The 26,554-nt window shown below is 36.5% G+C and carries 33 protein-coding genes and 1 tRNA gene; 10 read left to right on the forward strand and 24 right to left on the reverse strand.

The features are described 5' to 3' along the window. Nucleotides 1-37 precede the first annotated feature (37 nt). On the forward strand, nt 38-1,717 hold the full coding sequence (locus LS684_RS14320) for a DEAD/DEAH box helicase (protein ID WP_233806926.1): 1,680 nt from the start codon (nt 38-40) through the stop codon (nt 1,715-1,717). After that, a complete protein-coding gene (locus tag LS684_RS14325; protein ID WP_233806927.1) occupies nt 1,704-2,495 on the forward strand; it encodes a YqhG family protein in 792 nt (263 codons plus the stop codon). The genes LS684_RS14320 and LS684_RS14325 overlap by 14 nt, the downstream gene beginning before the upstream one ends. Before the next feature lie 15 nt (nt 2,496-2,510). On the opposite strand, the gene LS684_RS14330 is transcribed toward LS684_RS14325, so the two are convergent. The 10 genes from LS684_RS14330 to comGA all read right to left on the reverse strand — a co-directional run bounded on the left by LS684_RS14330 (nt 2,511) and on the right by comGA (nt 7,624). Further along, nucleotides 2,511-2,693 (reverse strand): DUF4083 family protein, encoded by a 183-nt coding sequence (locus LS684_RS14330; protein ID WP_233806928.1) that lies wholly within the window; start codon nt 2,691-2,693, stop codon nt 2,511-2,513. 226 nt (nt 2,694-2,919) lie between these two features. Continuing rightward, nucleotides 2,920-3,099: a YqzE family protein gene (locus LS684_RS14335; protein WP_233806929.1), complete on the reverse strand. Its 180-nt coding sequence runs from the start codon at nt 3,097-3,099 to the stop codon at nt 2,920-2,922. A gap of 43 nt (nt 3,100-3,142) precedes the next feature. After that, nucleotides 3,143-3,640, reverse strand: a complete 498-nt coding sequence (locus tag LS684_RS14340) for a shikimate kinase (protein WP_233806930.1) — start codon at nt 3,638-3,640, stop codon at nt 3,143-3,145. Between the two features lie 17 nt (nt 3,641-3,657). Continuing rightward, nucleotides 3,658-4,035 carry a competence type IV pilus minor pilin ComGG gene (gene comGG, locus LS684_RS14345; protein WP_233806932.1) on the reverse strand — a complete coding sequence of 126 codons (378 nt, stop codon included), beginning with the start codon at nt 4,033-4,035 and terminating at the stop codon, nt 3,658-3,660. Then, on the reverse strand, nt 4,032-4,442 hold the full coding sequence (gene comGF, locus LS684_RS14350) for a competence type IV pilus minor pilin ComGF (RefSeq protein ID WP_267930264.1): 411 nt from the start codon (nt 4,440-4,442) through the stop codon (nt 4,032-4,034). The genes comGG and comGF overlap by 4 nt, the downstream gene beginning before the upstream one ends. Nucleotides 4,443-4,455: 13 nt before the next feature. Further along, nucleotides 4,456-4,782 (reverse strand): hypothetical protein, encoded by a 327-nt coding sequence (locus LS684_RS14355; RefSeq protein ID WP_233806935.1) that lies wholly within the window; start codon nt 4,780-4,782, stop codon nt 4,456-4,458. Continuing rightward, nucleotides 4,763-5,206 (reverse strand): competence type IV pilus minor pilin ComGD, encoded by a 444-nt coding sequence (gene comGD / locus LS684_RS14360; RefSeq protein WP_233806936.1) that lies wholly within the window; start codon nt 5,204-5,206, stop codon nt 4,763-4,765. Before comGD ends, LS684_RS14355 begins: the two co-directional genes overlap by 20 nt. After that, on the reverse strand, nt 5,206-5,520 hold the full coding sequence (gene comGC, locus LS684_RS14365; protein WP_233806937.1) for a competence type IV pilus major pilin ComGC: 315 nt from the start codon (nt 5,518-5,520) through the stop codon (nt 5,206-5,208). Before comGC ends, comGD begins: the two co-directional genes overlap by 1 nt. A gap of 15 nt (nt 5,521-5,535) precedes the next feature. Further along, the gene (gene comGB / locus LS684_RS14370) at nt 5,536-6,567 is read right to left on the reverse strand and encodes a competence type IV pilus assembly protein ComGB (protein WP_233806938.1); all 1,032 of its coding nucleotides are present in this window, start codon (nt 6,565-6,567) and stop codon (nt 5,536-5,538) included. Beyond that, nucleotides 6,557-7,624 (reverse strand): competence type IV pilus ATPase ComGA, encoded by a 1,068-nt coding sequence (gene comGA, locus LS684_RS14375; protein ID WP_233806939.1) that lies wholly within the window; start codon nt 7,622-7,624, stop codon nt 6,557-6,559. Before comGA ends, comGB begins: the two co-directional genes overlap by 11 nt. Nucleotides 7,625-7,755: 131 nt before the next feature. Here comGA and LS684_RS14380 point away from each other — a divergent pair. After that, nucleotides 7,756-7,827 (forward strand) — tRNA-Gln (locus LS684_RS14380). Nucleotides 7,828-7,916: 89 nt separating this feature from the next. Here LS684_RS14380 and LS684_RS14385 read toward each other — a convergent pair. Next, nucleotides 7,917-8,297 carry a Spx/MgsR family RNA polymerase-binding regulatory protein gene (locus tag LS684_RS14385; RefSeq protein ID WP_233806940.1) on the reverse strand — a complete coding sequence of 127 codons (381 nt, stop codon included), beginning with the start codon at nt 8,295-8,297 and terminating at the stop codon, nt 7,917-7,919. 337 nt (nt 8,298-8,634) lie between these two features. Between LS684_RS14385 and LS684_RS14390 the strand changes: the two genes are divergently transcribed. Next, nucleotides 8,635-9,336: a helix-turn-helix transcriptional regulator gene (locus tag LS684_RS14390; protein WP_233806942.1), complete on the forward strand. Its 702-nt coding sequence runs from the start codon at nt 8,635-8,637 to the stop codon at nt 9,334-9,336. A gap of 81 nt (nt 9,337-9,417) precedes the next feature. Beyond that, complete coding sequence (locus LS684_RS14395) at nt 9,418-9,660, forward strand: DUF2626 domain-containing protein (RefSeq protein ID WP_233806944.1); 243 nt, start codon at nt 9,418-9,420, stop codon at nt 9,658-9,660. A 245-nt stretch (nt 9,661-9,905) separates the two neighbouring features. Here LS684_RS14395 and LS684_RS14400 read toward each other — a convergent pair whose 3' ends face one another. Beyond that, the gene (locus tag LS684_RS14400) at nt 9,906-10,997 is read right to left on the reverse strand and encodes a class I SAM-dependent methyltransferase (RefSeq protein WP_233806946.1); all 1,092 of its coding nucleotides are present in this window, start codon (nt 10,995-10,997) and stop codon (nt 9,906-9,908) included. A 155-nt stretch (nt 10,998-11,152) separates the two neighbouring features. Continuing rightward, nucleotides 11,153-11,788, reverse strand: a complete 636-nt coding sequence (locus LS684_RS14405; RefSeq protein WP_233806948.1) for an MBL fold metallo-hydrolase — start codon at nt 11,786-11,788, stop codon at nt 11,153-11,155. 83 nt (nt 11,789-11,871) lie between these two features. Between LS684_RS14405 and LS684_RS14410 the strand changes: the two genes are divergently transcribed. Next, a complete protein-coding gene (locus LS684_RS14410; RefSeq protein ID WP_233806950.1) occupies nt 11,872-12,132 on the forward strand; it encodes a hypothetical protein in 261 nt (86 codons plus the stop codon). Nucleotides 12,133-12,468: 336 nt separating this feature from the next. On the opposite strand, the gene LS684_RS14415 is transcribed toward LS684_RS14410, so the two are convergent. Next, nucleotides 12,469-12,840 (reverse strand): hypothetical protein, encoded by a 372-nt coding sequence (locus LS684_RS14415; protein WP_233806953.1) that lies wholly within the window; start codon nt 12,838-12,840, stop codon nt 12,469-12,471. A 678-nt stretch (nt 12,841-13,518) separates the two neighbouring features. On the opposite strand from LS684_RS14415, the gene LS684_RS14420 reads away from it, so the two are divergent. Then, the gene (locus LS684_RS14420) at nt 13,519-13,842 is read left to right on the forward strand and encodes a hypothetical protein (protein WP_233806955.1); all 324 of its coding nucleotides are present in this window, start codon (nt 13,519-13,521) and stop codon (nt 13,840-13,842) included. Nucleotides 13,843-14,159: 317 nt separating this feature from the next. On the opposite strand, the gene LS684_RS14425 is transcribed toward LS684_RS14420, so the two are convergent. Then, entirely contained in the window at nt 14,160-14,318 is a 159-nt protein-coding gene (locus LS684_RS14425) for a hypothetical protein (protein ID WP_233806957.1), read from the reverse strand. A gap of 90 nt (nt 14,319-14,408) precedes the next feature. On the opposite strand from LS684_RS14425, the gene LS684_RS24145 reads away from it, so the two are divergent. From LS684_RS24145 to LS684_RS14435, 3 genes are all read left to right on the forward strand, one after another. After that, nucleotides 14,409-14,540 (forward strand): hypothetical protein, encoded by a 132-nt coding sequence (locus LS684_RS24145; protein ID WP_267930271.1) that lies wholly within the window; start codon nt 14,409-14,411, stop codon nt 14,538-14,540. A 206-nt stretch (nt 14,541-14,746) separates the two neighbouring features. Beyond that, complete coding sequence (locus LS684_RS14430; protein WP_233806959.1) at nt 14,747-15,154, forward strand: hypothetical protein; 408 nt, start codon at nt 14,747-14,749, stop codon at nt 15,152-15,154. A gap of 105 nt (nt 15,155-15,259) precedes the next feature. Further along, nucleotides 15,260-15,433, forward strand: coding sequence for a DUF2759 domain-containing protein (locus LS684_RS14435; protein ID WP_233806961.1), 174 nt, complete (start codon nt 15,260-15,262; stop codon nt 15,431-15,433). Nucleotides 15,434-15,530: 97 nt separating this feature from the next. Here LS684_RS14435 and LS684_RS14440 read toward each other — a convergent pair whose 3' ends face one another. The 9 genes from LS684_RS14440 to LS684_RS14480 all read right to left on the reverse strand — a co-directional run bounded on the left by LS684_RS14440 (nt 15,531) and on the right by LS684_RS14480 (nt 26,554). Further along, nucleotides 15,531-15,851: an MTH1187 family thiamine-binding protein gene (locus tag LS684_RS14440; RefSeq protein ID WP_233806963.1), complete on the reverse strand. Its 321-nt coding sequence runs from the start codon at nt 15,849-15,851 to the stop codon at nt 15,531-15,533. A 101-nt stretch (nt 15,852-15,952) separates the two neighbouring features. Then, complete coding sequence (locus tag LS684_RS14445; RefSeq protein WP_233806965.1) at nt 15,953-17,332, reverse strand: sensor histidine kinase; 1,380 nt, start codon at nt 17,330-17,332, stop codon at nt 15,953-15,955. Continuing rightward, nucleotides 17,329-18,009: a response regulator transcription factor gene (locus LS684_RS14450; protein WP_233806967.1), complete on the reverse strand. Its 681-nt coding sequence runs from the start codon at nt 18,007-18,009 to the stop codon at nt 17,329-17,331. Before LS684_RS14450 ends, LS684_RS14445 begins: the two co-directional genes overlap by 4 nt. Nucleotides 18,010-18,053: 44 nt before the next feature. Further along, nucleotides 18,054-18,752: an ABC transporter ATP-binding protein gene (locus LS684_RS14455; protein WP_233806969.1), complete on the reverse strand. Its 699-nt coding sequence runs from the start codon at nt 18,750-18,752 to the stop codon at nt 18,054-18,056. A gap of 7 nt (nt 18,753-18,759) precedes the next feature. After that, on the reverse strand, nt 18,760-19,794 hold the full coding sequence (locus LS684_RS14460) for an FtsX-like permease family protein (RefSeq protein ID WP_233806971.1): 1,035 nt from the start codon (nt 19,792-19,794) through the stop codon (nt 18,760-18,762). 490 nt (nt 19,795-20,284) lie between these two features. Then, nucleotides 20,285-21,445, reverse strand: a complete 1,161-nt coding sequence (locus tag LS684_RS14465) for a YqgU-like beta propeller domain-containing protein (protein ID WP_233806973.1) — start codon at nt 21,443-21,445, stop codon at nt 20,285-20,287. Nucleotides 21,446-21,721: 276 nt separating this feature from the next. After that, nucleotides 21,722-22,909, reverse strand: a complete 1,188-nt coding sequence (locus tag LS684_RS14470) for a M14 family metallopeptidase (RefSeq protein WP_233811669.1) — start codon at nt 22,907-22,909, stop codon at nt 21,722-21,724. Between the two features lie 268 nt (nt 22,910-23,177). Then, nucleotides 23,178-25,046, reverse strand: a complete 1,869-nt coding sequence (locus LS684_RS14475) for an LTA synthase family protein (RefSeq protein WP_233806975.1) — start codon at nt 25,044-25,046, stop codon at nt 23,178-23,180. 515 nt (nt 25,047-25,561) lie between these two features. Further along, nucleotides 25,562-26,554 carry an ROK family glucokinase gene (locus LS684_RS14480; protein ID WP_233806978.1) on the reverse strand — a complete coding sequence of 331 codons (993 nt, stop codon included), beginning with the start codon at nt 26,552-26,554 and terminating at the stop codon, nt 25,562-25,564.

A 26,554-nucleotide genomic window follows, 5' to 3' on the forward strand; every position in this document is an offset into this window, starting at 1 on the left:
GGCAATATATTTATGTATGAAAAGGAGCTGTATTTTAATGACAGTAGAAATCGATTTTCATCTAAAGTGGCAGGATGAATTTCACCATCGAATCGCATATGATGGCCCATGGGGAAATTGGGAGCTATATAAACTAGCTGTGGAAGTGGAAAAGCACACAGTAGTTCCGGAATTCGAAGGGCTTCAGGCACCAAATCATTTGCCCCATTTGACACCCCTTCCACACCAGCTTGAGGTGGCGAAACAGGTCATTGAAAATATGAATGGAAAAGCGATTCTAGCCGATGAAGTTGGACTTGGAAAAACGATTGAGGCTGGACTAATCCTAAAAGAATACATGATAAGAGGACTAGTGAAAAAGGTGTTAATTCTTGTACCAGCCTCCCTTGTTACGCAATGGACGATGGAGTTAAACAGCAAATTCTTTATACCAGCGATTGGTCAAAAGAAAAGCTATGTATGGGAGCAATGTGATGTGGTTGTATCATCAATTGATACAGCAAAACGTACGCCTCATAGAGAGATCATTTATGAACAAAACTACGATTTAATTATTATTGATGAAGCTCATAAATTAAAAAATAATAAAACGAAAAACTATGAATTTGTCCAAAACTTAAAGAAAAAGTTCTGCTTGCTACTAACCGCTACACCTATTCAGAATCGCATTAGTGAAATCTTCAACCTAGTTTCTCTTTTAAAGCCAGGTCATCTTGGAAACGAAACTGCATTTTATGAGAAATACAAAAAGGATGCCCGATCACTAAACGATGATGAGCATCTGCGTGAACTTGTCAATAAAGTCATGATTCGCAATCGACGAAGCGACACGGGCATTGAATGGACAAAGAGACATGTAGAAACTATTCCTATCGAATTAACAAAAGAGGAGAGAGAGCTATACGATGCTGTAAATCTCTTAAGGGGGGCAGAGACTTTTGGACATGCGAGTCAATTTTCTATAATGACCTTACAAAGAGAGGCATGCAGTAGTAGAGAGGCCGTTTATTTTACGCTCAAAAATATGATTCAACGAAAAGAAACACCGAACGAAGCATATGAGCAGCAAATCGCCTTACTTATGTCAAAGGTAAACGCAGTTCAATCGAACTCTAAAGCAGAAAAAGCATTAGAGCTTATAAAAAAAATTGATGATAAAGTAATTATTTTCACAGAGTATCGGGCTACCCAAATGTATCTGCAATGGTATTTAAAGCAAAATGGCATTACATCAGTGCCATTTCGAGGTGGGTTTAAACGCGGGAAAAAGGACTGGATGCGAGAGTTATTTCAAAAGCATGCACAGGTACTAATTGCAACAGAGGCTGGCGGTGAGGGGATTAACCTCCAATTTTGTAACCATATTATCAACTTTGACCTCCCGTGGAATCCAATGCGCCTTGAACAACGAATTGGCCGTATCCACCGGTTAGGTCAGGAAAAAGATGTGATGATCTACAACTTTGCCACGAAGAACACGGTTGAAGAACATGTATTAAAGCTGCTACATGAGAAAATTAATTTGTTTGAAAAGGTCATCGGTGAACTTGACGATATATTAACCAAGCTGGAATTTGGGAATGTTGAGGATCATTTAATTGATATTTTCAGTCATTCAACGAGTGAAGGAGAAATGAAGATCAAGATGGATAACTTCACATCAATGATTGAATTCGCTGAGCAAGTGAGAGAGGGTGAATCAAATGCAGCAACATGAGATTAAAGCATTTCTTGAAAAGTACTTTGTCGCTAATGGCTGCGAAATCATTGAAAATCAACCAGGCTATATGTCCGTCCAATTAACGATTGAGTTAGACAAGGAGCTGATGAATCGTCCGTTTTATTGGCACTATTTGGAGAAGACTGGTGGAGAGCCAAACCCAATGAAGCTCACCTTTATTACCGAACCAAATAAAACACCTGAGCATGTAAAGGGAGAAACGATTCATTTCGGCTCTCCAAGACTTCATCAAATTTTTCAGTCAACGAAAAAGCTGGCAGGATATATTCGGCTATATGAAAATCATCACTTCAACGGCCAGCAAACAGCTTTAAAGCCTTGGCTTGGAATAAATGTGAAAATTTCGTACCAATGTGACAGAAAACGGGATGTTTTTAAATCTATTGGGCTTCAATTAATAAATGGGAAAATGGTCGAAGGATTTCATGACCGCTTACTGCAACTGAAGTTAACACCGAAAATTCCAGACTATACCTTTACATTATCACCCATCATCAAACCGCAAAGTGGGGTTTCTCGCATCGAAAATACGTTGAAAAATGTCATAGCAGATGAAGAACATACATGGGCAGCAGATGCGAGACAACGCTGGAAAATAGACCTTGACCTACTAGAGCATTTCTATGAGGAACAAGAAGAAAAAACGGAAAGCTATGAGGTCGAAAAGCAAGCCTTACAAGATCAGTACGAGCCGAAAATACATATCTCGGTTATTAATGGCGGCTTGTTTTATTTAACAGATGAAGCGATTTAATGGGTACGTCCGATGTTATTTTGATTGGTGTTCTAACAGTTCAATGATACGATCTAATTTCTTATGAATCTCACTCGATGCAGCCGCCTTCGAGCTTGAATTGTGAATCGATCTCCTAATGAAAAGAGTAAACGATACGCCTCCAAGTAATAGCAAAGAGAAAATCGTCACTATTAATAGTATTTCGCTCAAGATCATAGGAACCACACTCCTTTTGGATAATTATACCATGAATTTTGTAGTCAAGAGGATCAAAAAGCCTGGTCCTCTTAATACTAACTACTAGTTATCTAATATAATCCGATCATAATCTCACAAGCCAACCTTTTGCCATTCCCTCAAATAGTTAACCAATCAGAAAAATAAACGAAAAAAGCGCAAAGAAACAATGGTCTGTCTCTTTACGCCTATATAATACCACTTATTATTTTTTCTTTTTCATAAATGAAAACAATACGTACGGAATAATGCCAAACCACCGAAATAAAAATGAAGCCCTTGAATCTTTTCTCTCTATCCGTTGCTTTCGCCGTTCATCTTTTGGTTGGTCTATATATTTGACGAATGTTTGTGTTATATATTTCACATAGTCATTTGTTTTCATAGACACACCTGCCTTCCACACTTACAAGTATGTCCAGTTTTTTTCATTTCAAACATTCATTGATCTCAGTCACAATTTCGGCTACGCTTTTTCCTTCCGTTTGGATTTGAATATGACACGTCTGTTCATATAAGGCTAACCTCTTCTGATAGCGTTCGATGATCTCCTGCTTATCACCATTTCGAACGAGTGGTCTTGTTTGATCATTTTGTAATCTAAACAAGAGCTCCTCGATTTTTGCATGTAAATAAATAACCGTTCCATTTGTCTGCAAATAAGCTCGATTTTCCCCTTGAAGTATAATCCCACCACCCGTTGTTATAATCATTTTTTCCTTTGGGAGATCCTTCAAGATCTGAGATTCGACCTGACGAAAATAGCCCTCTCCTTCTTTAGCGAATATTTCGTTAATTGATCGATTCTCTTGCTTCACAATTTCCTCATCTGTATCTAAGACGGGGAGGTTCATCTCCTCCCCCAGAGCTTTCCCTACTGTCGTTTTTCCTGCTCCCATAAAACCGATCAAAAATATTGATTTCATTTCAATCCCCCATCATCCTACTTTTCCACCCATTTTATCATTTTTTTGAGATCTTGATCATAATAACCGAACCCAAGGATTTCCATGTTAGCTTCTAAATAAAGTTTAAACGTAACCTGTGTTAAAGCAGATGTAATTGCTACTTGTTCATATTGAACCACTCCATCATGAAAATGGAGCTCCCCAGAGGAGGAAGCGGCCCCATTTTGAAGAATTTTTTCCATTTCTCGAACAGAACACAGCATATAATACTCTTGCTTCAATAGCTGTTTGTTTTCTGCTAGAATCTTTTTTTCAGTTACATATTGTTCGGTGACAATAAGGAGGAAAAAAGAAACTACAATAAGGAGACTATAGGTTATTGGGTAGATCATTCCTTTTTCATTTACTCTCATCCTCCTCCCTCCAACTGTAAATATGATCGAACAGCTACTTGGTAAGTTTCTTGATAGGTATCTTCTACATTGAGAATGAAACCATTTGGTATAGGAGAAAACGTTGCAGATTTCATGTTCTGTAAAACCACTTCATGTCCGGCAAAATTCACACGCCTTCTAAGATTTGTCCCATATCTTTCATAAATTACGTCATCTCCATTTTTTCTTACGATTAATTTATTGCTAAACACTAAAATTTCATCGCTTTGTCTAACCTCTTCCTTCAATTGATTTACAAATACCTCCCATTCCATTTTGTGCCGATTCATTCGAAGGGGCTCCTCCTTAAAAACAGCTTTAAAGCACAGAGGAAGAAAGGCTGCAATAATTAAGAAAATCGAGAACGAAAATATCATTTCTAGCATCGTAAACCCCAAATTATTGTACTCTGTCACAAACAGACGTTTCCTGTCTATATGGATTTTCAAACTTAACACATACCTTTCCCTCTTCGTCTGTCCAAATTAGTAGATATTCTCTACCATTTCTTTTCATCATCTCGTCCAAATGAGGTGTTCCTTCTACTTTTTCTTTAATTAGTGCCTCATATAACAAATAATAGGCAGTTTGTTCTTCCTCTAACTGAAGGTTTTTTTTCGATAGATCCATAATAAGTGGAAACATCAATCCTCCAACCATTAGCCAGGCTGCTAAAGACAATAAGATTTCTGCTAAGAAAAAACCGTTACCATCCTTCTTGTACATAAAAACGGCCCCTTCCGATAAAAAATGTGACTTTATACTCCTCTGTACCAATCGTAATGAGCAGTGATCCGAATTTATTAATATTCCCTCTCGCCGTAAAATCGAATGATAACCCAAGAGACCCTTGATGAACTTCAATGTTCTTAGAATAATAGCGTTTAGCTAGGTAGGGACCTTCATTCCTTTCTCGAATAATGTAATAATGTTCTGTAGGGCTAAAGATCACTAGGATTTGTTGTTGATGCGAAAGGGCGTATTCCTGTGCATATAACATGTCCCCTTCGAATTGAGAGAAGAACAATTCTTTCTCCATCGTAAAAGCGAGAGAACGAATGGAGAAAATTGAGATAGAGGTCATCAGAAGAAACATACTAAGTACGCTTAAGGCTTCAATTAACGTAAACCCGTTTTCATTTGGTTTCATTATGGAGTTTTCGTTCCGATCGTCACTTTCCCATCGCTATCAATACCGAGTGGTCTACCGTCAGGACAAGTTGATTGCCCGTTTGTGACGTACTGATTTGTAATAAGATCATTAATAGTTGATGGTGGTGCTTTGTTGTCCATTTCATATGCTTGAACTTGTGCTTGAACCATGTTGACCAATGCCTCACATCCCTTTTCATTTATTTTTGAATTGTGTCGAGTGATATTCGGAATCGTGATAATTAGAAGCACGGAAATGATTAATAGCACAATCATCATTTCGATTAGGGTAAACCCCTTTTCATTGTTCATGACTGAATCTCCTTTCTATATGCCTTCTAATAAATGGAACATTGGTAATAGGACAGCTAAATACATTGAAACAATTAATACCCCAAGAAATAAATAGATGATCGGCTGAATCACTTTCATTGCTTTTTCAGTCTTATATTCAAGTAGATGCAGGCAATGCCTACTATAAAAGTAGAGTTCCTGATCTAATTTCCCGTTTTCTTGTCCATGCTTTACAATATGGACAAGCTCCCCTTCAAAAAATGTCAATTGCTTTAAAATCGTTTCCAACTTTTCCCCAGTCGCTAATTTCCCTTTAATCCGCTTACCAATTTGACGGTAAAACGGCTGCTCTTGATTGTTTTCAAAAAGAAGCAAAGCTTCAAAGATAGAAAGGCCTGAAGAAAGTAGGTAGCTTAGCTGAACGGAAAAATAATGGGTATAGAGAAGCCGTAAAAATGAATTTACTAATGGGATTTTCATTAAATGAAGTTTTTGCCTAATCGGAGAGGCTCGGCGAAACCATTTTACATAATAGAGCAGCCCCCCAAGAACAATTAGGAGAAAAATGGCTAGGATAAATGGAAGTATATTCCCAACCAACGAGATGAAACGTGTAAACATATTTGTTTGAATAGACATAGATTGAAAGAGTGAAGTAAAGCGAGGCAATAATACATTATGGACAAATACAAACATAAAAGCAGTAACACTCATTAATATAAGAGGGTACGAAAGCAGCTTCTTTACTTTTTGGAGGTCATGTTCTCTTTTCAATAGCAATTCACTACCGTCTTGAAAAGCAGTGGCTAGTCCCCCATGTTGTTCTGCAAAATAAACAAAGCCAATGAGATTAGTGTTAAATTGCAGTTGTGAAAGAATTCGATGGAATGGGAAGCCTTCTTTTAATTCGGCTAAACAGCAAAGTATCGCATCTTTTCTTTTTTGCGGAAAATGATATAGTAAGGATTCAATCGCCTCTGATAGCGGATAACCTCGTTCTAACAATTCACCTGTTCGCTTTAAGAACAGTACTTGCTCTTCTGTAGACCACTTGTCACTTTTCATGTTCAAATACCCAGCGTTCATATTCTGTTTCTTTAATAAATCCTAAAGCAATCCCCTTTTTTATCACATCCTTTAGAGTAGGATAATGATAGTTACTTTCTATCCCTTTTGCTTCTCTCAAAACAGCTGATAATGTTCTTCCTGTAAGCAGTTCAAATACACTTGCACGCTTTACCTTCCGCTGGCTATAACAAAATGGTGAACATTCCCCTTTACAGAATGGACAAGTTAATTCCACTAACCGCTGTGCAGTTACCGCTACAAGGGTTTGTTCGATTTCTAACCAATTAACACCGAACTCCAACAATCGAAAAATCGCTCCTTTAGCATCTCTCGCATGCATTGTACTTAACACTAAATGCCCGGTTAAAGATGCGCGTACAGCAATCTCTGCTGTTTCTGCATCTCGAATTTCCCCCACCATAATGATATCAGGATCATGTCTTAATATCGCTTTAAGGCCTGTTGTATAGGACATCCCTGCTTTCTCATTCACTTGAACCTGAAGTACAGTATCGCAATTTTTTTCGATTGGGTCTTCTAATGTGATCACATTGCGGTTATATAAATGGGAGGTTTCATGTAGCAGTGAATAGAGGGTCGAGGTCTTTCCGCTTCCAGTTGGACCTGTAAAGATAATAAGTCCATGGGCATGCTTTAATAAGGCTAATAATTTTTGTGAAGAGTTTGGAAAAAGGGAAATTTGAAAGAAAGGGATTTGTTCTTGCTGTGGAAGAATTCGAATGACGAGGCTTTCTGAAAACTTTGCAGGAAGAGTGGAGAGTCTAAATCCAATAAGCTTGCCTTCAATGGTTAACGTAAAGGCACCGCTTTGAGGTCTTCTTCGTTCACCAATGTCCATCGAAGCAGTGAACTTTAAATGAGAAATCAATCTGTCACATTCTTCCTTTGGTATACACATTTGAGGGACTAGTTTGTTGCCAACTCGTTGCTGAATGAGTGAATCGTTTTCTCGAGGAATAATATGAAGGTCCGATGCATTTAACTGAACAGCATCCGATAAAACCTTATACGCAAGTCTTTTTATCGAGCTCAAATTTTCATTTACACCACCTTTTTATTTAATTGCTAAAAGAAATTCTACCAACGCCTCCTAATTCCTGCTTAATTGTATTATTTATTGCATAAAATTTTCTGTTGTTCACAAAATAGTCATACATTATCTGTTGGGCTATAGCCAAGCGGTAAGGCAACGGACTTTGACTCCGTCATGCGTAGGTTCGAATCCTGCTAGCCCAGTATCATAAATTCAAACAACATTCGTTAACCTTGCTATCCATCCTCCTATAGAATGAAGTCAAAAAAAAGAAGACTGTTTATCGTCTTCTTTAACTAGTTAATCTATACACACTCTTTTTATTCGAAATACTTTTCAATGCATCAGGGTTATAGCCAACGATTAGCTTTTTGCCATCGGTAATAATCGGTCTTCTAAGTAACTTGGGATCATCAATGATCATTTGGACTACCTTTGAAATCGGTAAGTCATTTACATCTACACCAATTTCCTTAAAGTTTTGACTTCTTTTCGCCAATAACTCATCAAACCCCTCCGTAGTTAACGATAAGATCTCCAATAGTTCTTCATAAGAGGGTGTTTCTCTGAATAGATGTCTTTCCTCAAAATTTACTTCATGATTAGTCAGCCACTTTTTTGTCTTTCGACAAGATGTACAACTTGGGTAAGTAAAGAAAGTTAACCCTTCCATTTAAATCGCCTCACTTATCATATTAATGAAATTTGTTTAACGTTTGTACAGGTATCTGTCTACCCGTACATCAAGCACCAAAGGACACATCTCAACGGAAAAAAGCTACTGCGGTTAGCAAAATATAAGATTAATAGGTATGTCTTTAACATAGTCTAATATGTGTGGTTTAGTAAGTAACTTCATTGTACATTATTTGTATAACGTTTGTATAGTTATTTGTTTAATTATTTGTTCGTCTAAATGTGAACATTTTCTAAACTTATAGTGATTACAGTGTTAACCTATTTCCGCTGTATTATAATGGAACTAATTCAACGGTTCGAGGTGAACTCAAATGGAGCAAACATTAAAAATAACAAATGTATTATCCGATCCAACACGTTATTACATATATCAATACATTTCTAACAGACATCAAGAAGTAACAGTTCAAGAAATTGCTGACCAATTTAACATTCATCCAAATGTAGCTAGACTTCATTTATCTAAGCTAGAAGACGTGAACATGTTAGTATCAGAAACAAAAAAAACAGGAAAGGGTGGTCGACCAAGTCGACTTTACCGCTTATCCGATGATGTCATTCAATTAAGCTTTCCATTTAGGGACTATCAGCTTCTTTCCAAAATTGCTATTGAATCCATGCTCGCATTTGGTGAGGAAGGAAAAAAAGCATTGTATACAACAGGGAAGAAATTTGGGAGTGAAATCATTACTCAAGAAGTAAAACGTTTGCCAGATTCAGCTAATGAAATGACATTTGAACAAAAATTAAACATCATGAAAAATGCCGCTACAATTGCTGGATTCTATCCTGAGTTTGAAATCAATGAAGATCATTCAAAGATCTATTTCCAAATTTTCAACTGTCCATTCAAGGAATTAGCAAAAGATCATACAGAATCCGTATGCAACATGCATTTCCAGTTTTTAAAAGGGATGTTTGATTCACTGTTTGATTCAGCTGAATTAATCGAGAAGGAAAATATGATAAGCGGCTGTAATTCCTGTTCTTACCAGGTAACCGTCACAAAGTAGCTACAAACTGTTATTTACTTTTGGATTAGGTTTAATTTATAATATGTAGTGATGGACTGTAGGGTAAAAGGAGGGATACATATGGATCGTATGTACAGAGTGCTAGGATTCTGGACGGGAATTTTCGCTGTTATGTTCTTTTTAGGCGACATGTATACTACATCATTAATTTTCTTCGGTCAAACAGGATTTTTCCTGCTTTTAAGCTACTTAAAGCTTTCCGAACGTATGTATATTTATGTTTTTGGTGCATACTTAACGGTTTTCTTTGTTGGCTTTACGTACTGGACAACATTTATGATGGTCCCAGGTGCAGGTCACTAAGATACAATGTGATGGTTAATAAAAAAGCGATGAACATAGGTTCATCGCTTTTTTATTTTAGGTGTTTTCTTATCATTTTGCTTTTGAAACATGGGCAGTTTTCCGCTTCAGGATACTCGCTAGCCGCGAGGTGTGAGGAGAGTATCCTCGGCTTCTCTTGTTTTGGGAAAGCTACGTGAAATCGATCCTTTTTGAAAAGCTCAGTTACTTCCGCCTGTTGAAAACCCAATTTATCAAATCGCTTCCTAAACAATGATGTCATCCATTAACCACGATAGCCCGCGATGCTGAACAATCACATGAAAAGAATTGCTCATGCTTGAAGGGACCACTAAGCTCCTAATCGCTCGATTTCGCTTACTCTTCTCTGAAAATGGATTCGGATCGTAATTTTCTTGAAGCTCTTCTAATATCCCAATTTTAAGAAAAAACTCATCCTGCCTCAGTTTTTTTATTAGAGAAAGCCCTTTCTCTTCTCCTAGCTGAATGAACGCATCAAAATGAACATGGCTAGTTAGATCCATCTCTCCAGGATTCTGAAGTACATCCTCTATTAATTGATGCTTGTAATAGCCTCTAAGACTTCCTTTCTTTCGAGCTGGCTCACACCATTCTTCGTTTGTATACCCATAATCAACTGTTAACACAATGCCTGTTTCCAGTACATTTGACATTTGCTCCATCATCATTTCCATAGCTAAAGGGATTTCTATCCGTTGATGATTAGATAGTGTCAGCTCATGATTCTCTAAGTATTTCAAAATCTTCTCGTTCTCAAGAGGTACGTTTATTTCACTCAATTCTGCTCCAGAAACTGTAATCATCACTTCTTCTAACATCTCACCATTTTTTTCAATTACATGCACAGGTAACGCATCAAATAATTCATTAGAAAAAATGATCCCATTAAATGGGGTGAGCTCGGCTAAGCTTCTGATCTGCTTTACAGAACTAATATATTCTTTCAGTTCTTCAAGCTGCAACTCTCTATGGTATGGACTTTCTTCTACTATGTAGTAGTTGAGTTGTTTAGATGATTGCTTACTCCATTCTTGCAAGAAGGCTTTGGCAAAGCGACCGTTGCCGCCCCCAACTTCACAAAATGCTAGGGGTAGGTTTGACTTTACAACAAGCTTAGCTACCCATTTAGCAAGCAGTTGACCATAAATATCGGCAACATTACTAGTCGTAATAAAATCACCATTACGGCCGATCTTTTCTTTTCTTTTCATATAATAGCCCTCATCAGGGTCATATAGTGCCATCCCCATATAGTCTGAATAGGTAATTCGTTTAGATGGCTGACTATAGATATAGTCCATCATTTTGTTTTTCATTTTTCCACCTACAAATTAGTTTTTCATCATTGACATAGTGTTTACTTTATTATATTGTTAGGGTAGTAGCTTAACTATATCCCCTCCCATTATATGAATAGAACATCCCCCAGAAAAACCCTTCTCATTGGAGAAGGGTTTTTCTATTATGATACTTAAAATCCATTTAGAAATGGATTTGAGTCCATTTCATCGATAATCGTAGTTGTAAGTCCATGGCCAGGTAAAACATGGGTATCCTCAGGTAAACTTAATAATTTCTCATGAATGCTAGTTAGCAATTGCTGATGATTTCCCCCAGGTAGATCTGTCCGTCCTATACTCCCATTAAATAAAGCATCGCCTGCTACGACAAATTCTCCCTCGGAAAAATAAAAAGAAACACTTCCTGGGGAATGTCCAGGTGTATATAAGATTTGAAATGTGAAATCTCCAACTGTCTTCATTTCTTCCTTCACAAACAGCTGATCAGCTTTGTTCATTTGTATGGCATTGCTAGTTAAAAAATAGTGTGAGCCATTTAAGGCTGGGTCCATTAACCAGCTAGCTTCTTTTTCATGTACATATACAGGGATATTATAATGATTTCTAACATCATCAACTGCTCCAATATGATCAAAATGAGCATGCGTAAGAAGAATGGCTTGTGGCTTTAGGTTTCTTTTTTGCAAATGATTAATAAGCCTTGCACCTTCCCCACCAGGGTCGACGATTAGGCATACTTTTGCGCGATTCGATATGATATAGCAATTTGTTTGTAATGGCCCTAACGGCATTTGCTCCCAGTTCATCCCTTTGACACCTCCAAATCCATTTGATGGGTAACTGATTCTATTTTACACTATATATAGACAAGTATTAAGAGGAGAATGAAATGAATAAAATTTATGCAGTTGAAACCAACCCTGTTGAAGTAGTTTTTGGCCAACAAAAGGAAGGAGGCGAAGTCGAGTGGAAAGGGAGAGGGGGCCTGGGGGAGAGGGACCCTCCGAATTATTTATCTTTTTTAGCTTGCTGTTCTTGGGGTAGTGTCCCGAAAATGCGGATTTACAACGGTAAGCTGTTTGCAGCGTTAAAAATGAAGAATTTAACAAAGATAAGACTTTTGAGACAAGTCATACGAGACACTCACTAGCAAGCTTTATTTGACGCAAAATATATTAAGTATCAATATTAGATCCTATTGATACAATCCGCGAAATCCTGACTCCACCCCGGTAAAGCCTCTACAGAAGTATTAAATACTTGATGATTGTATTCGATGTATTCTTATCAATTTTTCTGATTCCTTTTTCATAGCTAACGTACATAAGGCCACTAATAAGCTTTCCTTTTATATTAAATCAAGGTTCTACGTAATTTAGATTCCTATGAAATTACAAATCTGGAAAAATAAAACCAAATTTCCGTTGCATATGAAGCAATCTATGTTAAACTTTGAAATGTAGTTTAATTCATCTGAATATAAATACTATTCAAGTATATCTTCTAGTTGTTCAATCCCATCTTGATTCAGTACCTTAATATTTGAAATATAGTTCCTGCCATCAGGCGACTTTTTTACTAGAATCCAATTTTCCTTTGTTTTAATGAGTGAATATTCACTCATTTCATACGGGGTTTCCTTATCTAAAATGGATTTAAGAGTTTGATATTCACCTTCAGAGAAGGTTTCTTTATATTCATCAGTGAGTAGATCCATGAAATCTTTATATTCACTATGATTCATATCCTGAAAGAGTGAGATAGTTCCTTTTGGCTGATTATAGGTATAGATTAATAGTAATCCTTGCCCAAGAATAACGATTATTAGTATTGAAAAAGTTAATCTACTTATTCGCATTTATTCACCTCATTTCTGGTATTACCTAAATTATATATATAGGAGTGGTTAAATGAAACATTATTTTATCCTTATTTTAACAGCAGCAATCTTACTATTTTCTCAAGTAGCATCACAATTAATGCTTCGGCAGAGGAAACAGTCGTAGAACCAAACATCGAGAATGGTCATACTGAAGTATTTTATGATGAAGACGGTAATGAAACTAAGTTAGAATACGTTATTACAGATGAAGAATTTAGAGTTAACACTTATCTTAACAATGTTCTTATAGATTACTCTTCGAGGGTCAAAGAAGGTGAAGGATATTCAGATGAGATAACGTATAACCAACTTTTTGAAGTAGAAACAAGTAATAATAAAGATAAGAAAGCTAAAAAAGGTAAGGTTAAACTTAAAGAAAAAAAGCTTAAGAAAAATTATAATGTAAACGATTTCGTAAAACCGGGTACTGTTAGTGAAGAGTATAATCTACATCCTCACCATGTAGATGATGAAGTTACCCAAGAAACAATTTCTGAAGCTGAACCAACATTTTCTTTAGCAAGCTATACTCTTCCAAGACCCTATCATACTATTGCTGTAAAACATAATAGTGTATTAAACTTAACTGGATACTTATATGGTAAGAGTGATAAAACCCTTATTCAAAAGTACATGTTTGACTTCGCTAGGGATGTGGCAATTTCAGTAGTAGCTACAGCAATTACGAGTATTTGGGGTTCTGCTATTGTGGCAATTGCCACATTATTAGGATCTCTTGGAGTTAGTTTTGCAAATGCACGTCTTACAACCTCTTTAAATGGTTGGTATGATGCAACACGTTATCGCTATTCATACTATGTAAAAGTAAAAGAAAAAGAGACTTATAAACACAATCAAGAGGAGATTCAAGTTCATTATTACAATTCAAATAATGGTAAAAAGAATACTCGTATTAAGAGAAGTGGCTCTTGGATTTCAGAAAATGCTATCTTAAATATAGGAATTATTAGTTATTAATTACCATACTGTATTAAAATAATTTAATTGTAAGTTTTCATTAATCCAATATAACCTGATCATGAAGATAGCACCCTATTTGAAATGAAGATGCGTTTTTAGGAAGATTCCTAGCAAACCCATGTACATTCTTAAATAAGGTGCTTTTTTTCAATTACAGGGGTAGTGTCCCGAAAATGCGGATTTACAACGGTAAGCTGTTTGCAGCGTTAAAAATGAAGAATTTAACAAAGATAAGACTTTTGAGACAAGTCATACGAGACACTCACTAGCAAGCTTTATTTGACGCAAAATATATTAAGTATCAATATTAGATCCTATTGATACAATCCCTGTAACCCTTGATATAACTGGGTTTGCATTCTTACCGTTGTAAATCCGCGAAATCCTGACTCCACCCCTTCTTTAGCGATTCTTAACGCTACTTTCGCTGCAATCTCATAAAATTTTCTAGCAGCTTCTTTACTTGGCGTCATATAAACACACCTCACTTTCTAATAGGTTAGATAATGAAAAAGTACAAAAGGGTGGATGAAACATCCATACCTTCAAATGGAGGAATTCCTATGAAAGTAACAATCATTAAAGGTCCACGATACGAACAAACAATAGCGAAAACCCAACAACTTGTATGTCATATCCTCCTTCAAAAAATCAAAAACCAAAGGAGAGAACAACATGAAAAGACTTCTACTTAATGCGACAACTGTTGTGAATCGTACAGAAACATTGAACTTCAAAGAGTTTTTGAAAGGTGAACAAAAGGTTTCGTGTTCAAAAATAAGTTTGATAAGCAAAAATGCCGATTTCTCCACCAACGCAAAATTGCGTTCGTTAACAAGAGGACGACCCCCTTCTTCTAGAAATTCCTGAATATCTTCAGTTACTACAGAACCATACATGCATGAAGGAACAAACAGGCACTCTTCTTCTATATGAACAGGAAGACGAACGGTCGATAGCAGTTGATTTGTTAAAGGAAGGAGATATGTATGAAAACGTCCATACTCTTTTTCAAACCTCACCTGGGCATCCTGGAGAGTCGTTCACCGATTATGGTTTTGTTAGTAAGGGGGATGTATATCTCTATATCGAGCTGCTAGAAGCCTTTACAATTATCAAAGGAGAAACAGATGGTAGTTCAATGGCTATCTATCAAATGGAAGAGCATGTAGTATATACTACAATAGAAGGAGCAATAGCCATTTATTTTATCGATAGGCACCTAAAAGAGTTAATCCCAAGAATTGCTTCGGCATATGACATAGAAGTGTCATTTTTAGACCTCGACAAAATGCCGAAAAAAATATAAAATAAAATACGAATGTAAACATTAGGTATTACATACAGGTACAATTCTACCTGATTTATGAATTGATTGAAGCTAATTGATCTACACATAAAAGGGGGCGTAATAATGGGATTAATGATTATCTTTGCTTTAGTTACACTACTAGCAGGCTATGGGACTTTAACTGCGCTTAAAAACAAAAACATTCTAGGAATTGTCTTTGGAGCTGGAACATGTGTTGTTTTCGGCTGGTTCACAGTTATGACCGTTCTTAACCACGGTTTCCCTGCAGTGCACTAAAATACCACAGAATAACGCATAAAAGCTCAGAGGCCTCTGAGCTTTTTTATTTACTATATATTCATGTTTATTGGAGTTAATCGTATGCAATCCTGCTTTACTCTTGTTCCCCTAACTGATCCTTCACTCGTTCTACCTTCTCTTCCATTTTACGCGATATATCTCTACGATCATCTATACGAATATTCGTCGCTACTCGAGCTAGCCCTTTTTCAAATGGAACTTCATGCATTGCTTGAATGACCTCAAATAAAACAGGTAATTCCCCTTCGATTATGGTATTCATCGGTGTTAGTTGAAAGCGAATTTTTCCACCCTCTTCATATGTCTTTAATACTCTCTGAATATCTGCTACATAGCTGCTCACACTTGGTGTTGCCGTCCCAATTGGTATGACTGTTACATCAACGATTGCCATTCTATTCAACGCCTTTCTATTTTTCCTATATGAAACATCATATTAAAGGACTCTGATGCTGTCCAGTATGATGTTTATTTGCTTGTCAAAGCAGCCCTTTCTTATTTAATCGGTAGCTCTACTACAAAAGTAGAGCCTTCCTGTTCTCTACTTTTCACACTCATTTTCCCATTATGTAAATGAACGATAGTAGACACTATCGACAATCCTAAGCCAGAGCCCTCAACCGTTCGAGTACGTGCCATATCCGCTCGATAAAAGCGGTCAAAAATCCTATCTAATTCGGAAGGCCTCATGCCAATTCCCGTATCTTCAAAGGTTACAGAAACCCATTCGCCATTATGCTCTATTGAAATGTCAATATTCCCATTTAGGTCATTGTATTTTATCGCATTAGATAACAAATTATCCCAAACTGCATTAAGTAAAGCAGGGTCACCAACGATTTCTACTTTTGGTAAAGAGCAGCTTAACATAATGCCTTTCTCATTTATCGCCCATTGATACATATAAGCTAATTCTCTCAATTGCGAACTAATATTCACGCATCTTTTGTCCAAAATTTTTTCATTTCGATCAAGGGAAGCTAGCATTAACAGTTGCTTCGTTAAAATAGAGAGTCTCTTCGACTCCCCTTTTATTATAGAAAGAAACTGTTGTCTTTGCTCTTTGCTTATCGAATCATTCTCCAAGAGGTTCGTATATCCTTGAATATTGGAAAGCGGAGATTGGATATCGTGAGAGATATTTGAAATAAACTCCTTTCTCATCTCATCCGTCTTCTCTAGTTTGTTCGACATGCTTACAAAGCTACGGGCCAGTTCACCTAATTCGTCCTGGCGGTTTACAGATATATCTACCCTAAACTGTCCGTCTGCCAATAATTTAGTAGCCTTTGTGAGTTTAGATATAGGCTGGACTAAATACTTAGTACCAATAATGACGAGTAATATACTTATTAAAATGGATAACAGCAAAATCCAACCGAATAGATAGTGCATTTCGTTAAAGAGAAGCTTGATATCTGGTCTAATGAAGAGTGCATAGTTTTTACCTTGATACGTTAGAGGTACACCAATGGTATTTTCAAGATCATTTGCAAAAAAGCCCGTAACAAAAGTTTGATTTGGAAAGTTTCGAATTCCATGGTATACATGTCCATTTAAAACCTCCTCGACCGTTGAAATCTTAAGACTTTTTTGGTTAAATTCTGCCCCAAAAAAAGACTCATTTTGATCAGAATCAACTAGATATACTTGATAGCCTATGGTGGAAGTATGTTCTAAATAGTCTTGGATATTGATCTCAGAATGATTCTTTAGAAATGTAGAAATAGATAAGGCAATTTTCGTATTTTTTTGGTCATTCAATGGCTTTAATTTTTGCTGATAATACGCATTAGACAGTAAAAAAGCTAATATACTACTCACAAGCATGATGACAATCGTCACCCCTACAAATTTCACATAAAGTGATTTCATCCTTTATTTCCCTCTAAAGAGTATCCGACTCCACGCACCGTTTTTATTTGGAAGTCATTTGTAACCCCTGAAAACCGCTCTCGTAATCGTTTAATATGAACATCTACCGTTCGTTCATCCCCATCAAAATCTATTCCCCAAATTTGCTCAATTAGATGGGCTCTTGAAAAGACCTGATGCCCATTCGACATAAGAAAATACAACAATTCAAATTCTTTTAAGGGTAAAAATATCGTACGATTTCCAGCTTGGACTTCATAGCTGTTTTTATTAATAATTATATTTCCAATTTGAATAATCGCTTCAGCCGAATGCTTGACATACCTCCGTAGCAAAGCATTTATCCTAAAGCTTAGTTCCTTTGGTTCAAAGGGCTTTACTAAGTAATCATCTGTTCCAGCTAAGAATCCTTGCTCCTTATCTTCCATTTGATCCTTAGCTGTTAAGAGAATAATGGGAATGTCATATTCCTTTCGAATTTTCTTCGTTAGCTCATAACCATCCATATATGGCATCATTACGTCAATAATGGCTAAATCGCATGTTACATTTTGAAGAATACTGAGTGCTTGAATGCCGTCTTTCGCAGAAAAAATTTCATAGCCTTCCTTCAACAAATGGATCTCTATGAACGTTAGAATGTGTTGATCATCATCTACAGCCAATATATTTATCATGCTAATTCTCTCCTGTATATAACCATCTAATGCTTTTCCTTATCTTAGTCCGCTAGATGTGATGAAACTTGGTCCGACAAAATTTGTCCATCGCTCATTTTTATTATTCGATCAGTATACATGAGCATCTCTTCATCATGTGTAACCATCAGTGTTGTAATCTGAAGCTCTTTCGTCAGCTTTTGTATTAATACCATTATATCCTTTGATTTTTTAGAATCTAAGCTTGCTGTAGGTTCATCTGCAAAGAGAACTATTGGTTTGTGAATCAATGCACGCGCAATCGCGATTCGCTGCTTTTCTCCTCCTGATAGAGAGGAAGGATAAGCGGATCTCCGATGCTCCATTTCTACAAGCTGAAGCAGCTTGTTCACCTCTTGATATTGCGCTTTTTTCTTAAGTTTTGTTTCTGACACCTCTAGCATTAGTAATAATTGCTCTTCAACAGTTAAAAATGGGACAAGATGAGAAAATTGAAAGACAAATCCAAATTTCTTTGCTCGTATCTCTCGTACTCGTTCGTTATTCATTGGTACTATGTTTACCCCTTCAAAAATAACTTGCCCATATGAAGAAGGCTGAAGTCCTGCTGCTATTGTTAATAGCGTGCTCTTTCCAGACCCTGAAGCACCCATTAATGCCGTCACTTCCCCTTTATTCAATGAAAGGTCTATTCCTTTAAGAACTTCTTCCTCGATTTCTCCATTTCTAAAGGTTTTTTTTATATTTTCTAGAGTTAGCATTGACCGATCACCCCTCTACTTGTTGTATTGCATGTAATGGCTCAATTTTTTTTATCTGAAATCCCGAAACCGTAGCTCCTATAAAACCAATTGTAAAGAAGATACCAGACAAGCCAATTGTTGTTTCAACAGGTAATAAATAGGGCATCCCTTTTGGAACTAAGCTGTTCATTAACTGGCTGATTGCAACCGAAAAGCTGATAGAAAGCAAGGTAATAAATATCATCTGGGTCCACATCATCCTAAATAAGTCACTAGTTCTAACACCAATTGCTTTAAGAATTCCATATAAGCCTACCTTTTGAATATTCATCATGTAAAAAAAGATTCCAAACAACATCCCAGTAATAATCACTAAAAACCAAATAATCATATTTAATGATAATTGTTCAGCTCTATAGCTTGTGAGCGTGTTTAGAAAGTCCGCGTTTTGGAATGCTTGGATCTCTGAAGGGATGCTTAATGACACATCATCTGGTACAAATATTAATTGCATCCCATCTATTTTATTGATTTTATAGAAATCCTCAGCATGAATAAATGCTACTGGTGCATGACTAAACTTACTTTCTTCTACGAAATCAGTTACAGCAAACGCTCCTCCGAACTGGATATTAGTTAACGCATCTCCCCGTTTTACTCCCTCATCCTCCATTGAACGATCCAAGATGATTTCTCCTTTCCTAACGCTAGGAAAAAATGGAGAATCTGTCGCTGTTACAAAGGCCACGCTATGCTGCTTACCATTCGAATCATTTATTAACCCCATCTGTATGGAGAAAGCCGTTGCATGATTCTCTGCTTTGAGGATATCTCCTTGAATACGATCATCGATTCTTGATAAGGTGTAATTTTCCTTTGCATCTTTCATCATTAAAAATTGTCCATTTGGAAGATTTTTAATGAGTGCAGCATTGTCATAAGACAATCCATTTGCTAATCCTGAAATGATGAACGTTAATAAACTAACTAGAAATATAATTAAGCCCAATATAAAAAATTTTGTTTTACTTTGCTTCATTTCCTTCCAAGCTAAATTCAAATCCAATTCCCTCCTACTCTATTGATATCAATAGTTTATACCCTATATATGAACAGACGATGAATAGGAGATTACATTTAAAAATGACAATTAACTATTTATGATTCTACATCAAAGAGGCTGGGACATAACTATAGGACTCCCTTTCAAAGACGAACAATGACTTTTTGAAAATAGTTAGGTTGTAAAAACAAGTTCGTTCCACCTGCGCTGCAGACACTCGGTTTGCGCGGGTGGGAATCTAAGCATCCTCGCTGCGCTTTGGTGTCTCAGCCTTACCTCTATTTCCCTTAGCAGTCGATTGTCTTCCGCTCCATTCCACTATTTTTTTAAAATTTGTTTTCCGAACAAATAAAAATACCCGAACTAGTAAAAGGAGATAACTCCTGAACGTCCGGATATACCATTGACTGAAATACTTATGTCCCAGCCTCTTTTTCACATTAAATATGATCTTATTTTAAATTAGTGCATTAATACTTATTTTAAATTAGTGCATTAATTCAATAATTTTCTGCTGTTTTAAGTCGATTAACTTCTCATAATAATTTCCATATAAACACATTTCACCATTAGGAGAACATGAAATGGGCTCGTTATTTAGTTGACTCATCAAAGTATTAGTCGTTTGAGCTTCCAAATCGAAAGAAACGAGCTGAAAACCTCCACCGTAAGTGTCCGATTCTCCACTATATAGAGGTTGTAAGCTGAAGAATACATTCTTTGATTCATTGTAATCGTGGAATGGCACTAGCCAATCAGAAAATCGCGTTAAATGAGGAGCTGTGTAAGATGCTATTTTCTCTTTAGGGTGACGATAAAACGTATAAATAGCTTGGTCCGATTGCTGATTATCAACTGTTATCGTAGTATACAAGTTGATATATGACATAAGGCGGAACACCTGATCGAATAGAACTGTTTCATCTTGACCCGTTAGCCCTCTTTTCACTAGAGGAGCAAATAATGAGCTTGACTCATCTTGCCAATTTAAGTAGAAAAGTTCTTCTTGATTCAACCAATTGGCAAAAGGTTCCGTCAACTCCACTTTATTCATCTTCTCGTCTTTTATGTTTAGAAGATGAGATTCATGCTCCCAGTTTTCTGTATAGGTTGAGATTAATAGCTGATTTTCATCGTAAGGGTTCCATTCAAAAGATATATCATATGTAGCAATATTTCCTTTAAATAGTACCTCTCCATCTCGACTAAGAATTACCATCTTCCCTTCGTATGTAGATGGTGCTGTATAGATTAACACTTTCTCCTTAGAAGGACTAATTTTAATTGACACAATTGGATTCGGGCTCTCATAAATTACTTCGCTTTTCCCTGAAGTTAATTGGTATGTAAGAACGACACCACCCGTTTGCTTGCTCGTACTGTACACGAGTTGATCATCTGTCAGCCATCCTGCTATAGCTTCAATTCTTCCATGATCCACTCTAATTGGCGCAATAAATTCTTGCCCAGTAAATGATGCGGATACGAATTGCTTTACTAATGAATCTGAATCATGATGTGTATAGCCATTTAAGGAAGGAGACTTATCTTTTGCACATCCAGATAAAAAGAGGAAGAATACTACAGCAATCAAACCAAACAAATAATTTACTCGAATACTTCTAGCTCTGTGTTTCATCGTCTGCATCCTCTTCCCCCCCCATATGTCCCATTAAATTATACGAAATATATGACAAAAATGTTTCATTTATTTTACAAAAATTATGTTGATTGTAAATAGTATGAATGTATTCTGTTATAAATAGGAAAAAAGCCGAATATACCGGCTTTTTTCGAATAAGAAAATTAAATACCATCCAAGATAGACTCTACTACATTCACTTGACAATATTATTCTTTCCATCTTTCCGTTCATTTATTTTAATCTGTGTCCTTGTGAAATACAAGACTATTTGAGGAATTTTTATAGATAAATGGCTGCTAGGAACATTCCTAATACTTCTTCATATATTTCATCAAACTGTGACAATGGCAATGGATTGATTCCTTTACCTAGTTCGACCGTGAACCCTGCTTTTTGAAACTCTTTAATGAACCAATCTTTATAGCCAGCGTAACTATCCACATATTGAATGGATTCATAGCCACTTACGCGTGAAAATTCCTTTGCTAGCATACTTGATTCAGGTGGCTCTAACCCTTCATATCCCCAATAAAACTCTTCTCCTTGTGTATGAAATGCTAGCATACGGTCGAAGAGATGATTTCTCGCTAGCTCTGCCATCGCAATTGCTTCTGGTTCTGTTAATGGAGCGTTTCCTGGGAAATCTCTAGGTGCTGGGGATTTAGGCTCCTTTCGTTCTTTCTCGATTTCCCATTTAGCAGGATATTGATTATTAAGATCGACTCCTCTGATATTTGCCTTCCATTCGGTAAAGTCCATACTTCCTTTGTTAATTTTAAGGAGGGCTTCCTTTCTTTCTTCTGGTGGCCCGTTCAGTACTAAATTGACACCGTCTGGGTTTACCATTGGTACAATTGATAGATCAACTGAATTATAAAGTGGCATCGTGGATAGCCCTCGAATTGCTGAACTATTCGTCAAAGACAACAGCAATGTATTTAAAAGGGTCATTAAAATGGGAGTTGTAATCCACTCATTTGCATGAAATGCTGCATTAAACTGCACCTTTTTGTTTCCATTACCCAAACGAATTTCCTGTATTGGTTTCCCCATTACGCTCTCTCCAATAGGATGAACACGAATAAACGGGTAAATGGTTTGAATTTCAGATAGATCCTCCATTAACGCCTCAAAATCATACCGCTTTCTTCCCTCTACAACAGGTGTAATTACCCGTTTAGGCAGCACGATTATTGAGCCTACCTGTAATTGATTGGGATTGAGCGCTTGATTTAGAAGAAGCAACGCATCAATGGATAAATTTCGAGATTTGGCAAGCTTCCAAAATGTATCTTCCTTCTTAATCGTGTATGTTTGTTCGATAAAACCAGGTATGTTCACCTGCGTTCCAATTTGTAATAACGTTGGATTCACGTTTGGATTTGAGTCAATAATTAGGTTCACTGGTACCATAAATAGTTGACTATAATACCATAGAGAGTCTCCAGACCTTACTGTGATTTTCATCATTCTCCCCCTCTCATCACATATATGTATGAAAGGTTCTAACAAAAAATGCTTCGAATCCCCCCTACCCCAAGATGAGAAAATCTTTTTCTAATAGGCATGGTATATCCGAGAAGGTTCTTATTACATTTACGTAATTTCCCTTAGCTTGTAATTGAATAACTCATTTTCATTTTTTTCTTTTTTCAAATTTGCAAATGCCCCATATCATGTTCTTAAAGAAAAAAACAAAATAAATAAGCCTGTGCATTTTGCACAGGCTTCTGCTTTAATTGTTTTTCCGGTAATCTGCATTTTCATAGAATCGCAATAAGTCACCGTAAACAATCTTATCTGAGTACTCTAATTCGTTTTTCGCATTTTCCATGTATGGTTCACATGCATTTTTATCTGTTGGTTCACCTGTTTGCTTGTCATAACAAATATCACGTGTGTATACATAATCCTTTGTGATAAAACTGCCATCACGAAGAACCGTAAAGTCAAGTTTATCTTCAGAGAATAGATCTGCACCGAACTCAATGTTCTTTTTCGTATCAATTCCTAGTAAATGAAGTATCGTCGGTTTAAGATCAATCTGTCCTGCAACCTTAGATATTGTTTGTCCTTCTTGACCTGGAATATGAATGATTAATGGGACACGCTGTAGTTGAGTGCTTACAAATGGTGTAACTTCTGTGCCTAGAAACTCACCCATTGCTATATTATGGTTCTCAGAAATTCCATAGTGATCTCCATAAATGATAATAATCGAATCTTCATAAAGTCCTTCGTCCTTAAGTCGTTGAACGAACAACTTCAATGCCTCATCAGTATAGCGAACCGTCGGGAAGTAATTATTTACTGTTTTATCATCCGAAGTATACGGATCGATAAATGAATCTTCCTCCCCTAATTCAAACGGGAAGTGATTAGTTAATGAAATAAATTTCGAATAGAACGGTTGAGGCATTTCCTTCAAGTGTTGAATGGACTGCTCAAAGAAATCAATGTCCTTTAAACCCCATCCTACAGAATTTTCTTCATTCACTTCATAATCGTTAATCTCGTAGAAACGCTCATAACCTAATGATTTATACATGATATCGCGATTCCAGAAGCTTTTATTATTTGCATGTAAGGATGCTGTGTAATAGCCATTTTTATCTAAAATTTCAGGTGTTGCATTAAATTCATTTCCTGAATGAGTAAAGAATACAGCTCCACGACTTAATGGATATAAAGAATTTTCAACTAAGAATTCTGAATCAGATGTTTTTCCTTGGCCCGTTTGGTGATAAAAATTCTCGAAATAATAGCTATCTTTAATAAAATCATTTAAGAAAGGAGTAATCTCTTGCCCATTGACTGTCTCGTTAATGACGAAGTTTTGGGTAGACTCCATCGTAATTAATATCACGTTCTTATCTTTCGCAATTCCAAACATTTCATCATTCGGCTTTTTGTAGTTTGCTCGAATATAGTTATCGATATCAACTAATTCACTACCATCAGCAAGTGCCCTTTGTGCAGATGACTTTGATTGTAAGAAAACATCATAAATATGATAGTTATATGTTCCAATATTTTTAACTAACATCTCTCTGTCGAAAGTTCTTGTTAATAACTGTGGACGTTCTGTTTCAGCTAAGCCTAGGTTTAAAAAGGCAATCGCAATCGCTACAAGAAAATAGGCTCTGCGATTTGTTTTGGCCATTTGGCGATATTTCAGTAGCTGTGGTCTAACATACATAACTAATGCGATGAAGAAAAAGTCTACGAAGTAAAGTAGATCTTTTACTTGAACAAGTTCATTTACACTACTTCCTAAGTCAGCCATGTTGCTCGTTTGAAAGAGCACTGGAATGGTTAAGAAGTCGTTAAAGAATCGGTAAAAAACAACATTAGCGAATAGTATCGCTGATATGAAGAAGCTCGAGATCATGATATATCGCTTTTGCTTTTTCTCATTCAGCAATAAGCCAATCCCTAAGACAAACATTAGAAAGCTAAGCGGATTGAGGAATAAGATAAATTCCTGTCTCCAGTTTTCAATTTTAATATCAAAGCTAGTTTTATAGACGATGTAAGTTTTCAGCCAAAGCAATATGATTGCTATCGCAAGCAACGATGGTTTTGACCATTTAATTTTCCCCATTTATTTGCCCTCCTGTTACATAAAACAGACATGGATTGTTCATAAAATCTTTACATTTTTAGTAAAAACAAAATAATCATCCACTATCTTAATACTTTTTTAATTAAAAATCAAACTTCATTTAATATTAAAGTTATAGAATTATATAATGCCGTTACACAACACATACATAATATTAGACGATTAAGTCATAAAAAAGTTTCATGTTTGTCCATTTTTATAAAAATCGGTCTATAGACTTAGAAACGTTAGAGCTCATACATGTTAAATTAATCCAGAGAAAAACGTAGTGCGCCTTGGTCATGCCAGGGAACGTATGACAGGTAAGAATGGAAGACGTTCTTTGCCTTCCAATTAATATTGGCTTATGGCCTCAAGGGGCTAGGCCCTTGAGCTGGATATTGAAGCACTTATCAACAATTGATAAATTTATACCTCTCATCCAATAAAAAAAAGACCTTCAAGGAGGACATTTCACCTACTCGAAGATCCATTTAAATTGGCTTATTTCACCATTAGCTATTTAAAGTTGAGTTAGATCCTTTATGTTTAATCAGCCAAGCCGCTCCAATTACACCTGCATCGTTTCCTAAAGTTGCTAACTCAATTTCTGTTGATTGAGCAACACGAGGGAATGCATAGGTTTGAAATTTTTGCTTTACTGGCGTTAATAGGATATCCCCAGCTTTAGATACTCCCCCACCTAACACAATTTTTTCTGGATTAAGTGTGTTTGCAATATTCGCTAACGCAAGTCCTAAATATGAAGCCACTTCTTTAATTACAGCCGTTGAAATGGGATCACCTTCTCTAGCCGTATCAAAAACATCCTTTGCTGATACATGCCCAAGCTCAGAATAGATACTAGCTAGTTCTGATGCAGACTCTACCCCTTGCTTGAGTTTCTCTACTGCCAGACGAACAATTCCAGTAGCTGAGGCTATTGTTTCTAAACAACCCGTTTTTCCGCAATTACAAGGAGTTCCACCTTCTGGGATGGCAGTAATGTGACCAATTTCCCCTGCTGCGCCACTTATCCCTTGAACAATATCTCCATTCGTAATTACGCCTCCACCAACACCCGTTCCGAGGGTCACACAAACTAGATCCTTAGCACCGTCTCCAGCACCTTTCCACATTTCACCTAATGCTGCACAATTTGCATCGTTATCAATTACGGCTGGTAAGGATGTTTCCATTTCGAGTAGATCCTTTAACGGGTAATGATCTTTCCAACCAAGGTTAACAGTGTTGTAAACAACACCTGTTTGTAGATTAACTGGACCAGGAGCGCCCATTCCAATTCCGACAAATTGGTTCTTAGTTAGATGCAGCTCTTTAATTTTTTCGTCTATCGCTTTTGCAATATTTGTCGTTATGTTTTTTCCTTCATTTGTGTTATCCGTTGGGATTTCCCATTTATGAGAAATCTCTCCGTAATGATTCATAAATGCTAATTTTGTGGTTGTACCACCTAAGTCAACACCAATCAACATTTGCTCTGTCAT

The organism is Cytobacillus spongiae, from assembly GCF_021390075.1.